Source organism: Gordonia sp. IEGM753, assembly GCF_050321825.1.
Classification (GTDB): domain Bacteria; phylum Pseudomonadota; class Gammaproteobacteria; order Pseudomonadales; family Pseudomonadaceae; genus Aquipseudomonas.
The window spans coordinates 116,077-131,261 of record NZ_JBNQGB010000003.1 but is presented as its reverse complement, the minus strand read 5'-3'; the positions used below and the strand labels follow the sequence as shown (position 1 = coordinate 131,261).

Here is a 15,185-nt window from a genome sequence, read left to right as displayed (position 1 = left end):
CGACTTTTACGTCGTATGGTTTAGGTTTTTTAGATTTTAAAGCGGTAAAACAAATCGTTTCAAAGCCCTGTTCGGGCACCCACTCGTTTGACCGAGTGGGACATCAGACTAGTCGAGACTGGTCTTAATGGTTTTCTTCGTGCGCCATCGACAAGTAAACGATGGTCAGCATCATGAAGATAAACGCCTGCAGGGTGATGATCAGGATGTGGAACACAGCCCACGCCCACTGCAGAACTACACCCAGGCCACTAAGCCAGAGCAGACCGCTGCCGAACATCACAGCAATCAGAATGAAGACCAGTTCGCCGGCGTACATGTTGCCGAACAGACGCAGAGCCAGAGAAATAGGCTTGGCGATCAGTGTCACGAACTCCAGCAGGAAGTTCACCGGAATCAGCAGGGCTTGAACGAAGATGTTCTTGCTGCCGAATGGGTGCAGGGTCAGTTCGCCGATGAAGCCGCCGATGCCCTTTACCTTGATGCTGTAGAAAATGATCAATGCGAACACAGACAGGGCCATGCCCAGGGTTGCGTTCGGATCTGTTGTCGATACGGCACGGAATGGAATGTGCGCATCCCCCGTGATCAACATGGCCAACTGAGGAATCCAGTCAACCGGTACCAGGTCGACAGCGTTCATCAGGAAGACCCAGACGAAGATGGTCAGTGCCAACGGTGCAATCACCGGGCTACGGCCATGGAAGCTGTCTTTCACGCTGCCATCGACGAATTCGACCAATACTTCAACGAAGTTCTGCAAAGCACCCGGTTGACCCGACGTCGCCTTCTTTGCCGCCATGCGGAAAATCAGAACGAAGATCAAACCCAACGCGACCGACCAGCCGAGGGTATCGACGTGGAAAGCCCAAAAGCCCATTTCCTTGGCTTCTGCTGCGGTGTGAGCAAAGCCCCAGCCGCCGTTAGGTAGCTGCCCGAAGGTCAGGTTCTGCAAGTGGTGCTGGATATAGCCCGAAGCGGTTGTTTCTGCCATGGTTGCCTCAAACGCCCTAAGGTCTCGAAAGTCTTGTTCTCATCAGCAGGGGCGAAAACCAGCTGACCAGTTGGGTCAACACGAAGACGCCAAATACAGCTAGTGGCGCCAATGGCTTTACACCTGCAAACGTCAATGCAAAGAGCACTGCCGTCAAAATCAGTTTGCCCGCCTCACCGGCATAAAAAGACCGGACGATGGCTTGGGCTGCTCGGGCGCCGGAAAACCGAAATGCCCTGTGAGCAAAATAAACATTGGGTAGCAAGGCTATCAGGCCTCCGCAAAGTCCTGAGTACCCGGCAACGACTCCGTGCCATTGCCAGAGCGCCAAAGCGCCAACCAGCAAAACGACAAATTGAGCCATTAACACCGGAAAAACTGCCAGGCGATGGAACGGCAAGCGGTTTGGCGTGCGGCTTTCCATCACTATTGCTCTCCAATGGTCGGCTGCCAGAATTCAATAACTTGGCATAATTTGTGCCGACAAAATGCGCGCAGAGTATAGGGGCGGTTCTGCCCCTATTCAACTGTCAGGTAGTGATTTCCGACTGCGCGCTACATGAGGAAATGTTTCAGCGGATGTGTGCGAGCACACCTTGAAGCTCATCAAGGGAGTTGTAACCGATCACCAACTGCCCTTTCCCCTTCTTACCGTGTCTGATCTGCACCGCAGAGCCTAGGCGCTCGGCCAGGCGCTGCTCGAGTCGAGCAATATCCGGGTCTGTTTTTGTGGGTTCCACAGGCTCCGGTTTGCCACTCAGCCATTGGCGAACCAATGCCTCAGTCTGGCGCACCGTCAGCCCTCGTGCGACAACATGTCGCGCCCCTTCAACCTGTTGATTTTCCGGCAAACCGAGCAAAGCACGGGCATGGCCCATCTCCAGGTCACCGTGCGACAGCATGGTTTTTATCACTTCCGGCAATGCGATCAAGCGTAGCAGGTTGGCAACAGTCACACGGGATTTGCCCACCGCTTCGGCTACTTGCTGCTGGGTCAGCTGGAATTCCTGCTGCAAGCGCTGCAAAGCCACCGCTTCTTCGATCGGGTTCAGGTCTTCGCGCTGGATGTTTTCGATCAGTGCCATGGCGATGGCGGTTTCATCCGGTACATCGCGAACCATCGCCGGGATGGTTTCCTGCCCGGCTTGCTGGCTGGCGCGCCAGCGGCGCTCACCGGCAATAATCTCAAAACGACCGCTGCCGATCGGGCGAACCACAATCGGTTGCATGACGCCCTGGGCCTTGATCGACTGGGCCAGCTCTTCCAACGCCTGAGGATCCATATCACGGCGCGGCTGGTACTTGCCGCGCTGGATCAGGTCCAGCGGCAGGTGCTGCAACTCACGCTGATCTGCCTGCACCGCTTGTTCTTCGAGCGAGCTGACAGTCGGACCGCTCAGCAGTGCATCCAGTCCACGTCCGAGACCTCGTTTCTTGACGGCCATGGGGATTCCTTAAGTTGCCTGAGCGGCGGCGGTGCGTGAGTTTTTGCGTTGACGGCGAACCATCTCGCCGGCCAGCGCCAGATAGGCGATAGCACCTCGCGACGATTTGTCGTACGCCAACGCCGGCATGCCATAGCTTGGAGCTTCGGCCAAGCGGATGTTGCGCGGAATGACCGTGTCGTAAAGCTGCTCGCCAAAGTGTTCCTTCAGCTGCGCCGAAACATCGTTCATCAGGCTAAGACGCGGGTCATACATGGTCCGCAGCAAGCCTTCGACTTTCAGCTCAGGGTTCAACAGTTCAGCAATACGCTTGATGTTATCCACAAGGTCGCTCAACCCTTCGAGCGCAAAGTACTCGCACTGCATGGGGATAATGACCCCATCGGCTGCCACCAATGCGTTAAGCGTCAGCATCGACAGCGACGGTGGGCAGTCGATCAAAATGTAATCGTAGTTTTCGCGAATCGGCGCCAACGCACTGCGCAGGCGGCTTTCCTTCATCTGCATTTCCAGCAGAACCACTTCGGCAGCGGTCAAATCGCGGTTGGCCGGCAGCAGTTGATAACCGCCGTGCTCGGAGTAGTGCATGGCCTGAGCCAGGTCACATTCGCCGATCAGCAAATCGTAAACCGAGTTTTCCAGGCCATGTTTATCCACACCGCTACCCATGGTGGCGTTGCCTTGTGGATCGAGATCGATCAACAGCACCCGGCGCTTGGTAGCGACCAGGGAAGCTGCGAGGTTGATGCAGGTGGTGGTTTTACCCACACCACCCTTTTGGTTCGCTATCGCGAATACCTTAGCCATTCTTGCTTTTGTTCCCAATCATGCCGTGCGGCGCAGTATCAGCAGATGGCGTTGGCCTTGGCAACCAGGTACGGCCAGGGCGTGTTCGCTATCGAGGTGGAAGTCTGCCGGCAATGCTACCAGTTCATCGGCCGGATGGACGCCCTTCATTGCCAGCCAGCGTGTATCGACATCGCCGAGGTGGCGGGTCCAGTTGCTGAAATTCTCCATGCTGCTGAACGCACGGGAAATAATCCCGGTGAATGGCTGAGCGGGCTGAAAAGCTTCGACGCGACTGTGGATAACTTGCAGGTTATCCAGTTTGAGTTCCAGTTTGACCTGGGTCAGGAAGCGGGTTTTCTTGCCGTTACTGTCCAGGCAGGTCACTTGCGAGTCAGGAAACAGGATGGCCAACGGGATACCCGGCATACCACCACCACTTCCCACATCCAGCCAACGGCCGTTTTCGACAAATGACATGACGCTCAAACTGTCGAGCAGGTGGCGAGAGACCATTTCGTCCGGATCACGCACGGCGGTCAGGTTGTAAGCCTTGTTCCATTTGATCAACAGGGCCAGATAGCCCAGCAATTGCGCATGCTGGGCCTCTGTCAGTGGGACACCGAGTTGGCGAGCACCTGTGGATAACTCTTCGGCGTGTTGCAAGGTGACCATTGAACTCAAGCGCTTTGCTCCAACTGACGGCCCGCGCCGCGTTTTTTCAAATGAATCATCAACAGCGAGATAGCTGCCGGCGTAACGCCCGGGATACGCGATGCCTGGCCCAGTGTTTCCGGACGTGTGGCACCGAGCTTGCTCTGGATCTCTTTGGACAGTCCCGAGATGTTGGTGTAGTCGATATCCACAGGCAATTTGGTGTTTTCGCTGGCCCGCAGACGCACAATTTCGTCTTGCTGACGGTCGATATAACCCGCGTATTTGGTCTTGATCTCGACCTGCTCGGCGACCTGTGGATCTTCCGCGCCCCCGCCGGTGACGGCGATCAGACCCATGTAGTCGATTTCCGGACGGCTCAGCAGGTTGAGCAAATTGTATTCATGGGTCAGCGGTGTACCGAATTTTTCTGAAATAGCATCGCCTTGCTCGGTGCCTGGGCGAACCCAGGTACTTTTCAGGCGCTGCTCTTCCAGATCGATGCTTTCGCGTTTTTTGCAGAAAGCCGCCCAACGCGCGTCATCCACCAGGCCCAGTTCGCGACCTTTTTCGGTCAAGCGCAGGTCGGCGTTGTCTTCGCGCAGGATCAAACGGTACTCGGCACGGGACGTGAACATCCGGTATGGCTCTTGAGTACCCAGAGTAATCAGGTCGTCAACCAGCACGCCGATGTATGCCTCATCTCGACGTGGGCACCAGGCATCTTTGCCCTGTGCACGCAATGCAGCGTTGGCTCCGGCCAGCAAACCCTGGGCGCCAGCTTCTTCGTAGCCGGTGGTGCCGTTGATTTGCCCGGCGAAGAACAGGCCGCCGATCACTTTGGTTTCAAGGCTGTACTTCAGGTCACGCGGGTCAAAATAGTCGTATTCAATGGCGTAGCCAGGGCGAACGATGTGCGCGTTTTCCATGCCGCGAATCGATTGCACGATCTGCAACTGCACATCGAACGGCAAAGAGGTGGATATCCCGTTGGGGTACAGCTCGTGTGTCGTCAAACCTTCTGGCTCGATAAAGACCTGGTGGCTTTCCTTATCGGCAAAGCGGTGGATCTTGTCTTCGATCGACGGGCAATAGCGCGGGCCGATACCTTCGATCAACCCGGCATCGGAGTACATCGGCGACCGATCAAGGTTGGCGGCAATAATTTCGTGGGTGCGGGCGTTGGTATGAGTGATCCAGCAGCTGACCTGTTTTGGATGCTGTTCTTTGGACCCCATGAACGACATCACCGGTATCGGTGTGTCGCCCGCCTGCTCGGTCATCACCGAGAAATCCACGGAACGACCGTCAATACGCGGCGGCGTACCGGTTTTCAAACGGCCGACGCGCAGTGGCAATTCACGCAAACGGTGAGCCAGGGCAATCGATGGCGGATCACCGGCCCGGCCACCCGAATAATTCTGCATTCCGATGTGGATAAGTCCACCGAGGAAGGTACCAGTGGTCAACACCACGGAATCGGCAAAGAAACGCAGACCCATTTGGGTGACGACACCGCGCACTGTTTCCTGTTCGACGATCAGGTCATCGGCAGCTTGTTGAAATATCCACAGGTTCGGCTGGTTTTCCAGCGCTTCGCGGACAGCAGCCTTGTACAAAACCCGGTCAGCCTGGGCGCGAGTCGCACGCACTGCCGGGCCTTTTCGGCTGTTCAACACACGGAATTGAATGCCGCCCTTATCGGTCGCCATGGCCATCGCGCCACCGAGGGCATCGATTTCCTTAACCAGGTGGCTTTTGCCGATACCGCCAATGGCGGGGTTGCAACTCATGGCACCGAGGGTTTCCACGTTATGCGTCAGCAACAGGGTTTTTGCCCCCATACGTGCTGAGGCCAGTGCTGCCTCGGTACCGGCATGACCGCCGCCGATGACGATCACTTCAAAACGGGAAGGGAAATCCACCACGCACCTCGTGCCTGCTTCAGTTAGGTAATCAGGAATAGTTTGAGCTCAGGTTTTTGGACCTGGTCGACAAGTATAGGGACTTCAACCCTTCTAAAGAACCCTCTGCACAAAATTTAACCAGCTGTGGAGAAGTCGCGGTTATAGAAATTAAAAAGAAAGAAATTTATTAAATCTTTGTTTTTATGTTTATTTCTACTGAGGCCATTTTCTGTGGATAGATCTCTATAGGCCTTTATATTCAATGTGTACAAAGATTCAAAACCCTGTGTTCATGTGCCAATGAGGCCCTTGGATAACCGGTCTAAGCCTGTGGATTAAAGAGGTGGTTATCCACAGGGGCGGTTATCTTCAGTTTTCAGGCCCTGTTATCAACTGCCCTTAGAGGCACTTATTCACAGGGCTTAATCCACAGGAGTCGACGATTTTTCACGAATGAGGGGCGCATAAATGTCGACCCACGACGTTTGTCAGGCGTATGGATTCAAAAAAGTGAGGGGACGACGATGACTACTGTGAGAGGACGTAGCAGAAGGTAATAGCTATTATCATCAGCTCCCCCGCCCTTACCCTCCCATAGCGCAGCCGTTCAGGGCATCTAAAAGCAGTACCGTTCCTGGTTGTAAGGTGGCTCAAGGGCAAATTGCATAACACTTGCGATGCGGCCGATATCGCACACGAAACGTTTGTACGCATTCTCGGCCCGCGTGACGCCGCACGGATTCGTGGACCAAAGGGCTCCCCGGCGACCGTTGCGCGAGGGTTGGGTTATCAGCGAATCAGACAAGGCCCTGATCATAGAAGCCATGGTGGCCGTGGATAAGGAAATGGTCGGTCTGGGCTTGAGAGCGCGACGTAGCTTCATGCTGTCGCAGATAGAGGGGCTGACTTATCAACAGATTGCGCTGGAGTTGAGGGTTCGCTGACCACAGTGAAGAAGCACATGTTTCGCGCCCTTACTAAATGCGCTTTGATCATGGCAAGTATTTGATGGCTGCGCACGTTACAGGGCTCGGTTTCCTACAACGGGTGATGCATAAAAAAGGGGCTGTGGGTGACTTATCCACAGCCCTTTGGTTATTTACCGATACAAAAACTTGAAAAGATTCTTCCCAACAGGTCATCAGAGCTGAACGCGCCGGTGATCTCTCCCAGCGAATGCTGGGCTTGCCGCAAATCTTCCGCCAACAATTCGCCAGCACCTGCAAGGGTCAGCTGCGCACGGCCATGCTCGAGGGAAGCGCTGGCATGACGCAATGCGTCCAAGTGACGCCTGCGGGCACTGAAGCTGCTCTCTGAGGTTTGCTCGTAACCCATGCAAGCCTTTAGATGATCGCGCAGCAACTCCAGGCCTTCGCCAGCCGATTTCGCGCTCAAGCTGATGGTGACGTGGCCATCCTCGCTGACATCCAGGGCAATCGCTTCACCGGTCAGATCCGCTTTATTGCGGATCAATGTAACGTTGGCTGGATCTGGGCGAACTTCCAGGAACTCCGGCCACAACGCGAACGGATCAAGCGCCTCAGGCGCGGTGGCATCGACTACCAGCAACACCCGGTCAGCTTCGCCGATGGCTTTCAACGCACGTTCCACGCCGATTTTTTCGACGTGATCATCGGTATCGCGCAATCCAGCGGTGTCCACCACGTGCAATGGCATGCCATCGATGTGGATATGTTCGCGAAGAATATCCCGCGTGGTGCCGGCAATCTCGGTAACGATCGCAGCCTCACGGCCCGCCAACGCATTCAACAGGCTGGATTTACCGGCATTGGGCCGCCCGGCAATCACCACGGTCATACCGTCACGTAACAAGGCACCCTGCCCGGCCTCACGCAATACGGTGGATAACTCGTCGCGTACTTTGTCGAGCATGCTCAGCACGTGGCCATCGGCCAGGAAGTCGATTTCCTCCTCCGGAAAGTCGATGGCAGCCTCAACGTATATCCGCAGCCCGATCAGTTGTTCAGTGAGGTTATGCACACGCGCAGAGAATGCCCCCTGCAATGAACGCAGGGCATTGCGCGCAGCCTGTGCAGAACTTGCTTCGATCAAATCGGCAATAGCCTCGGCCTGAGCCAGGTCGAGTTTGTCGTTGAGGAAAGCGCGCTCGCTGAACTCGCCCGGCCGGGCCAGTCGACAGCCCAGTTCCAGGCAGCGTGTCAGTAACATGTCCAGCACGACCGGGCCGCCATGGCCCTGAAGCTCCAATACATCTTCGCCAGTGAAAGAGTTGGGCCCCGGGAAATACAAAGCGATGCCCTGATCCAACACTTCATCGTTTTCGCCCAGGAACGGGCCGTAGTGGGCGAATCGTGGTTTCAGTTCACGACCGCTGAAGGCTTTGGCCGCCATGCTCGCCAGCGGTCCCGAAATACGGACGATGCCAACACCGCCGCGACCTTGAGCGGTTGCGACAGCAGCGATGGTTTCTCGAGAAACGCTCATAAACCGGTATCCAGACAAAAATGGCAGATAGCAAAACGCCCCACTAGGGGGCGTTTTGAGTGGTTATCCACAGTGTAAATCAAGCGGCAGCTTTGGCGGCCCGTTCGATTTTACGCGTGATGTACCACTGTTGGCTGATGGACAGGCAGTTGTTGACTACCCAGTACAGCACCAGACCAGCCGGGAACCACAGGAAGAAGAAGGTGAAGATGATTGGCATCAGCTTCATCACCTTGGCCTGCATCGGATCCGGAGGTGTTGGGTTCAACCGCTGCTGAATGAACATGGTTGCACCCATGATAATCGGCAGAATGAAGAACGGATCCTTGATCGACAGGTCAGTAATCCACAGCATGAACGGCGCTTGGCGCATTTCAACGCTTTCCAGCAGAACCCAGTACAGCGAGAGGAAAACCGGCATCTGCACGAGGATTGGCAAGCAACCACCCAGCGGATTGATCTTCTCTTTCTTGTACAGCTCCATCATGGCTTGCGACATTTTCTGCCGATCGTCGCCGTGCTGCTCTTTCAGTGCAGCCAGTTTCGGAGCCACTGCACGCATGCGCGCCATGGATTTGTAGCTGGCAGCCGACAGCGGGAAGAAAATCCCTTTGATCAGCATGGTCAGGAAGATGATCGACCAGCCCCAGTTACCGACAATGGCGTGAATATGTTGCAGCAACCAGAAGATTGGCTGGGCAATGAACCACAGGATGCCGTAGTCGACGGTCAATTCCAGACCTGGGGACAACTCTTTCAACACAGCCTGGCTTTTCGGCCCGGCATACAGAACAGCGCTGACTTCAGCTTTGGCACCTGGCGCAACCGTCAACGCTGGCGCGGTGTAGCCGATGATGTAGTTGCCCTTCGTATCTTTACGAGCAAGTACCGCATTGTTCTGGCCTGGCTGAGGAATCCATGCAGTTACAAAATAGTGCTGCAACCACGCCACCCAGCCGCCGGTCACGTTGTACGCGATGGCTGGCTTGGTTTTGTCCTCACTCACTTTGTCCATGTCCTTCATGGACACTTTTTTGTACGGCTCGTTACTTGTCCACAGGGCTGCGCCCAGGTAAGTAGCGGTACCAGTAGCAGTGCTGGACGAAGGATCGGAGCTGGCGTCACGCTTCAATTGCGCGAACATCGCACCGGACCACGGCTTGGCACTTTCGTTGTCGATCAGATAGGAAACGGTTACGTCATACAGGCCACGTTTCACAGTGAAACGCTTGATGTAGTTGACGCCGTCCTTGCTGAACTTCAGGTCCACGACCAATTGGTCCTGACCGTCAGCCAGTTGGTAAACCTTCTTCTCCGAGGAGTAAATCGGGCGACCGGCAGGACTTGCGTCCGGACCGTCGGTACCAATCAAACCGCTCTGGGCCAGATAAGTCCGCTCGTTGCCGTTATCGAACAACTGGAATGGAATTTCCGGATGGTCCTGGCGACGTGGATACAGCGGCAGCGTCAACTGAGCAACATCACCACCTTGTGGGTCGATAGCCAGGTTGAGCACATCCGTTTTGATCTGGATGAGGTCTTTGCTTACAGCTACTGGTGTTTCAGCAGGTGCAGTTGCACTGGTATCGCTTGCGGCGCGTGGAATGTCATCACTGACAGTACCGGTATTGCCAGTCGCCGTATCCGGTAGGCCCGGTGCGGTAGTACTGGAAGCAACATTCTGAGTCGGCAGGGCAGCCTGGCCATAGTCCTGGTTCCATTTAAGAACCATAACGTAGGTCACGATTGCCAGGGCGACGATCAGGATCGTGCGTTTGATATCCATGATTACTCGGCCATCGAAGAAGAACGGGAGGTAGGGATAGATGGAACCGGGTCATAACCACCGGGATTCCACGGATGACAGCGGCCTAAACGACGAAAGGCCAGCCAGCCACCGCGCAGAAGGCCATGATTTTCTATGGCTTCATACGCGTAGCAGGAACAACTGGGGTAGAAACGACAGTGACTGGCCATCAGGGGACTAATGGCATAGCGATAGAACTGGATCGGAACGAGTGCCAGTTTACGCATCGGGACTGTCTACCCCTACAGTTTCGGTTTTGACTGCTGGTACCGGCGTGCTGCGTGCCAGACGCTTCCAGAGTTTGCCGAAATGCTGAATCAATTCGGGGTTTTCTACGTCACCCAAACCTTTACGCGCGACGATAACGATGTCCCAACCGACCAGTGAATCCTGGTGCAGACGGAACGATTCGCGCATCAGACGTTTGAGGCGATTGCGCTCGACGGAGAGCTTTACGCTCTTTTTCCCGATAACCAGCCCGAGACGGGGGTGATCAAGATCGTTGTTGCGCGCAAGGAGCAGGAGATTTTTCCCCGGAACCTTGCCGGTAGGGGAGTCAAAGACTGCCTTGAAATGCCGGGGAGTAAGCAGACGCTTTTCCCGACTGAAGTCCTGACTCACCTCCAGTGCCGGATTATCAAACTGCCAGACGCGCACGACCTTTGGCGCGACGACGCGACAGGACGGCACGACCGTTCTTGGTAGCCATGCGAGCACGGAAACCGTGGGTACGAGCGCGTTTGATAGTGCTTGGTTGGAAAGTACGTTTCATTGTCGTGTTACCTGGTTCGTCCACAACGGGCCGGAATGGCCCCCGTTTTAAGAGACCGGGGATTCTAGAGAAAGCAAGCCTCTAGGTCAATTTCCAACCAACGTTTCCTTATAAATAGATCTCAAGGTGTTTTCTTAACGGACCGCCCTTCGCTAGATATAGAAATAAAGAAGGAAAGTATTTAAAGCTTTTTTGTAAAGCTTATAAAAGCTAGGGAGGCGATCTTCTGTGGATAACTACCTTTAGCCCTTTTAATGCGTGGTGTACAGAGAATGACAACTACAGTGGAAAACGGTGACAAGCCTGTGCCGCACTGTCGGATAACCTGTGTGTGAAAGGGCTACTTATCCACAGGCCAGTTATCCACCGGGTTTCGCCCCTACTTGTGCAACGACCTCAGGGGCGGTTATCCACAGAGCTTATGCACAGACCATTGGTCGTCTTTTTTGCGTATAACGCGTTGATTCTTCTTGGTCAGCGAACAACCTTCGTGTGGATAAGTCGGCGTCTGGCCGCTACAATGGCCGCTTGTTTTTGCCTCACCGGCTTTCAACTTAGGGGATATCCGTGTCAGTGGAACTTTGGCAGCAGTGCGTGGAGCTTTTGCGCGATGAGCTGCCTGCCCAACAATTCAACACTTGGATCCGTCCACTACAGGTCGAAGCCGAAGGCGACGAGCTGCGTGTTTATGCACCGAACCGTTTTGTTCTCGACTGGGTCAACGAAAAGTACCTTGGGCGCGTCCTTGAACTGCTGGATGAGCACGGCAATGGTTCGACGCCTGCGCTTTCCTTATTAATAGGTAGCAAGCGCAGTTCTGCACCTCGAGCTGCACCCAATGCACCGCTGGCCGCCGCCGCATCACAGGCTCAGGCTGCTCATGCGCCAGCGAGTGCTGCGGTTTCGGCCCCTTCCGCGCTTCCAACCAAGCGTGCAACCCATAAGGTTGCCGATGTCAGCGAAGAGCCGTCTCGCGACAGCTTCGACCCAATGGCCGGTGCCAGTTCACAACAGGCCCCGGTTCGCGCCGAGCAGCGGACCGTTCAGGTTGAGGGTGCCTTGAAGCACACCAGTTACCTGAACCGAACGTTCACGTTTGAAAACTTCGTCGAGGGCAAGTCCAACCAACTGGCACGGGCTGCGGCCTGGCAGGTGGCGGACAACCCCAAGCACGGTTACAACCCGCTCTTCCTTTATGGTGGCGTCGGCTTGGGTAAAACCCACTTGATGCACGCAGTGGGTAACCATCTATTAAAGAAGAACCCGAATGCGAAGGTCGTTTACCTGCATTCGGAGCGTTTCGTGGCCGACATGGTCAAGGCGCTGCAACTGAACGCAATCAACGAGTTCAAGCGTTTCTACCGATCGGTGGATGCGTTGCTGATCGATGATATTCAGTTCTTTGCCCGCAAAGAGCGCTCTCAGGAAGAGTTCTTCCATACTTTCAACGCCTTGCTTGAAGGTGGTCAGCAGGTCATTCTCACCAGTGACCGCTACCCTAAGGAAATCGAAGGCCTTGAAGAACGTCTGAAATCGCGTTTTGGTTGGGGGCTGACGGTTGCAGTCGAGCCGCCGGAGCTGGAAACCCGGGTCGCGATCCTGATGAAGAAGGCCGATCAGGCCAAAGTCGATCTGCCTCACGACGCGGCGTTCTTCATTGCCCAACGCATTCGCTCCAACGTCCGCGAGCTGGAAGGCGCCCTCAAACGCGTCATCGCCCACTCGCACTTCATGGGACGCGATATCACGATCGAGTTGATTCGCGAATCCCTGAAAGACTTGTTGGCACTGCAGGACAAACTGGTGTCTGTGGATAACATTCAGCGTACCGTCGCTGAGTACTACAAGATCAAGATCTCCGACTTGCTGTCCAAGCGCCGTTCGCGCTCGGTTGCGCGTCCGCGTCAGGTCGCCATGGCATTGTCAAAAGAGCTGACCAACCACAGCCTGCCGGAAATCGGTGATGTGTTTGGCGGTCGTGATCACACCACTGTTTTGCACGCCTGCCGCAAGATCAACGAACTTAAGGAATCCGACGCGGACATCCGCGAGGACTACAAGAACCTGCTGCGTACACTGACCACTTGATGACACCAGCGCAGCTTATTAAGGCAAGGGACTAGACCATGCATTTCACCATTCAACGCGAAGCCCTGTTGAAACCCCTGCAACTGGTCGCAGGCGTCGTCGAGCGCCGACAGACCTTGCCGGTGCTATCCAACGTGCTGTTGGTTGTCGAAGGCCAGCAACTGTCGCTAACCGGTACCGACCTGGAAGTCGAGCTGGTCGGTCGGGTTCAACTCGAAGAGCCAGCTGATCCAGGTTCGATAACCGTGCCTGCGCGCAAGCTGATGGATATTTGCAAGAGCTTGCCGAATGACGCGCTGATCGACATCAAGGTCGACGAGCAGAAGCTTGTGGTGAAGGCTGGTCGTAGCCGCTTCACCTTGTCGACCCTGCCTGCCAACGATTTCCCGACCGTAGAAGAAGGTCCGGGTTCTCTGACCTGCAGCCTTGAGCAAAGCAAACTGCGGCGTTTGATCGAGCGCACCAGTTTCGCCATGGCCCAACAGGACGTGCGTTACTACCTGAACGGTATGTTGCTGGAAGTATCGGCCGGAATCATTCGTGCTGTGGCGACCGACGGTCACCGTTTGGCCATGTGCTCGATGCAGGCTGATATCGGTCAGCCCGACCGTCACCAGGTCATCGTGCCGCGCAAGGGTATTCTCGAGCTTGCTCGTCTGCTGACTGAACCGGACGGCATCGTCAGCATCGTCCTTGGCCAGCATCACATTCGTGCCACCACAGGCGAATTCACGTTCACCTCGAAATTGGTCGACGGCAAGTTCCCTGACTATGAGCGCGTGCTGCCTAAAGGTGGCGACAAGCTGGTACTGGGTGATCGCCAGGCGTTGCGTGAAGCGTTCAGCCGTACCGCGATTTTGTCCAACGAGAAGTACCGCGGTATTCGTCTGCAACTGGCTAACGGTCAACTGAAGATTCAGGCAAATAACCCTGAGCAGGAAGAAGCAGAGGAAGAGGTCGGCGTTGAATACAACGGTGGCAATCTGGAAATCGGCTTTAACGTGAGCTACTTGCTGGACGTACTGGGCGTGATGACGACCGAACAAGTTCGCCTGATCCTGTCTGACTCCAACAGCAGTGCGCTGGTACAAGAGTCCGACAATGATGACTCGGCCTACGTTGTCATGCCGATGCGCCTGTAACCATGTTCAGCAGAACCTAGATGTCCTTAAGTCGCGTCTCAGTCACCGCGGTGCGTAATTTGCACCCGGTGACCTTCTCCCCCTCCCCCCGCATCAATATTCTTTACGGCGCCAACGGCAGCGGCAAAACCAGTGTTCTGGAAGCCATTCACCTGCTGGGGCTTGCCCGCTCGTTTCGAAGCACCCGTCTATTGCCAGTCATTCAATATGAACAATTGGCATGCACGGTGTTTGGTCAGGTTGAATTGGCCGAGGGCGGACATAGCGCTTTGGGGATATCTCGAGATCGCCAGGGCGAGTTCCAGATCCGTATCGATGGGCAGAATGCGCGCAGCGCAGCGCAGCTGGCAGAAATCCTGCCCTTGCAGTTGATCAACCCGGACAGTTTCCGCCTATTGGAAGGCGCCCCCAAGATTCGTCGACAATTCCTCGACTGGGGAGTGTTCCACGTGGAACCCAGGTTCATGTCTACCTGGCAGCGCTTGCAGAAGGCCCTGCGCCAGAGAAACTCTTGGCTGCGACATGGTACACTTGACGCCGTTTCGCAAGCGGTTTGGGACAGGGAACTGTGCCAGGCCAGCGCTGAAATCGATGATTACCGCCGCGCTTATATCAAAGCCTTGAAACCAGTCTTTGAACAAACCTTGAGTGAGCTGGTTGAGCTGGAAGGCTTAACACTCAGCTATTACCGAGGTTGGGACAAAGACCGCGAACTGAGTGCTGTCCTCGCGGGTTCCGTACAGCGGGATCAGCAAATGGGCCATACCCAGGCCGGACCACAACGTGCTGATTTGCGTCTTCGATTGGGCGCACATAATGCCGCGGACATATTGTCCCGCGGTCAGCAAAAGTTGGTGGTATGTGCATTGCGTATTGCTCAAGGGCACTTGGTTAGCCAGGCCCGGCGCGGTCAGTGTATTTATCTGGTGGATGATTTGCCGTCCGAACTGGACGAGCATCACCGCCGCGCCCTCTGCCGCTTGCTGGAAGACTTACGCTGCCAGGTTTTTATTACCTGTGTAGATCACGAATTATTGAGGGAAAGCTGGCAGACGGAAACGCCAGTCGCTCTGTTCCACGTGGAACAGGGCCGTATCACCCAGACCCACGACCATCGGGAGTGA

The 15,185-nt window shown here is 55.4% G+C and carries 15 protein-coding genes; 4 read left to right on the top strand and 11 right to left on the bottom strand.

Annotated features, from left to right (window positions below):
• Positions 1-124 precede the first annotated feature (124 nt).
• The 6 genes from atpB to mnmG form a co-directional block, all read right to left on the bottom strand.
• Positions 125-994 (bottom strand): F0F1 ATP synthase subunit A, encoded by an 870-nt coding sequence (gene atpB, locus ACQR3R_RS17550; protein ID WP_428273688.1) that lies wholly within the window; start codon positions 992-994, stop codon positions 125-127.
• Between the two features lie 16 nt (positions 995-1,010).
• Positions 1,011-1,418 (bottom strand): F0F1 ATP synthase subunit I, encoded by a 408-nt coding sequence (locus ACQR3R_RS17545; protein ID WP_428273686.1) that lies wholly within the window; start codon positions 1,416-1,418, stop codon positions 1,011-1,013.
• 148 nt (positions 1,419-1,566) lie between these two features.
• Positions 1,567-2,439, bottom strand: coding sequence for a ParB/RepB/Spo0J family partition protein (locus ACQR3R_RS17540; protein ID WP_428273684.1), 873 nt, complete (start codon positions 2,437-2,439; stop codon positions 1,567-1,569).
• A gap of 9 nt (positions 2,440-2,448) precedes the next feature.
• On the bottom strand, positions 2,449-3,246 hold the full coding sequence (locus ACQR3R_RS17535) for an AAA family ATPase (protein WP_428273682.1): 798 nt from the start codon (positions 3,244-3,246) through the stop codon (positions 2,449-2,451).
• Between the two features lie 18 nt (positions 3,247-3,264).
• Positions 3,265-3,900, bottom strand: a complete 636-nt coding sequence (gene rsmG, locus ACQR3R_RS17530) for a 16S rRNA (guanine(527)-N(7))-methyltransferase RsmG (RefSeq protein ID WP_428274438.1) — start codon at positions 3,898-3,900, stop codon at positions 3,265-3,267.
• A 5-nt stretch (positions 3,901-3,905) separates the two neighbouring features.
• Positions 3,906-5,804 (bottom strand): tRNA uridine-5-carboxymethylaminomethyl(34) synthesis enzyme MnmG, encoded by a 1,899-nt coding sequence (gene mnmG / locus ACQR3R_RS17525; protein WP_428273680.1) that lies wholly within the window; start codon positions 5,802-5,804, stop codon positions 3,906-3,908.
• A 752-nt stretch (positions 5,805-6,556) separates the two neighbouring features.
• On the opposite strand from mnmG, the gene ACQR3R_RS17520 reads away from it, so the two are divergent.
• Complete coding sequence (locus ACQR3R_RS17520) at positions 6,557-6,730, top strand: hypothetical protein (RefSeq protein WP_428273678.1); 174 nt, start codon at positions 6,557-6,559, stop codon at positions 6,728-6,730.
• Between the two features lie 151 nt (positions 6,731-6,881).
• Here the strand turns inward: ACQR3R_RS17520 and mnmE are convergent, their stop codons facing one another.
• The 5 genes from mnmE to rpmH form a co-directional block, all read right to left on the bottom strand.
• Positions 6,882-8,252 carry a tRNA uridine-5-carboxymethylaminomethyl(34) synthesis GTPase MnmE gene (gene mnmE / locus ACQR3R_RS17515; RefSeq protein ID WP_428273676.1) on the bottom strand — a complete coding sequence of 457 codons (1,371 nt, stop codon included), beginning with the start codon at positions 8,250-8,252 and terminating at the stop codon, positions 6,882-6,884.
• Between the two features lie 79 nt (positions 8,253-8,331).
• Entirely contained in the window at positions 8,332-10,038 is a 1,707-nt protein-coding gene (gene yidC / locus ACQR3R_RS17510) for a membrane protein insertase YidC (RefSeq protein WP_428273674.1), read from the bottom strand.
• A gap of 2 nt (positions 10,039-10,040) precedes the next feature.
• On the bottom strand, positions 10,041-10,286 hold the full coding sequence (gene yidD / locus ACQR3R_RS17505; RefSeq protein ID WP_074872215.1) for a membrane protein insertion efficiency factor YidD: 246 nt from the start codon (positions 10,284-10,286) through the stop codon (positions 10,041-10,043).
• Complete coding sequence (gene rnpA / locus ACQR3R_RS17500) at positions 10,279-10,716, bottom strand: ribonuclease P protein component (protein ID WP_428273672.1); 438 nt, start codon at positions 10,714-10,716, stop codon at positions 10,279-10,281. The genes yidD and rnpA overlap by 8 nt, the downstream gene beginning before the upstream one ends.
• Entirely contained in the window at positions 10,697-10,831 is a 135-nt protein-coding gene (gene rpmH, locus ACQR3R_RS17495; RefSeq protein ID WP_003213577.1) for a 50S ribosomal protein L34, read from the bottom strand. The genes rnpA and rpmH overlap by 20 nt, the downstream gene beginning before the upstream one ends.
• Positions 10,832-11,398: 567 nt before the next feature.
• Between rpmH and dnaA the strand changes: the two genes are divergently transcribed.
• Genes dnaA through recF form a run of 3 tightly spaced genes read left to right on the top strand, consistent with a single transcriptional unit; the run spans position 11,399 to position 15,185 of the window.
• A complete protein-coding gene (gene dnaA / locus ACQR3R_RS17490) occupies positions 11,399-12,919 on the top strand; it encodes a chromosomal replication initiator protein DnaA (protein WP_428273669.1) in 1,521 nt (506 codons plus the stop codon).
• A 38-nt stretch (positions 12,920-12,957) separates the two neighbouring features.
• Entirely contained in the window at positions 12,958-14,061 is a 1,104-nt protein-coding gene (gene dnaN, locus ACQR3R_RS17485; RefSeq protein WP_017341709.1) for a DNA polymerase III subunit beta, read from the top strand.
• A gap of 20 nt (positions 14,062-14,081) precedes the next feature.
• The gene (gene recF, locus ACQR3R_RS17480; RefSeq protein WP_428273666.1) at positions 14,082-15,185 is read left to right on the top strand and encodes a DNA replication/repair protein RecF; all 1,104 of its coding nucleotides are present in this window, start codon (positions 14,082-14,084) and stop codon (positions 15,183-15,185) included.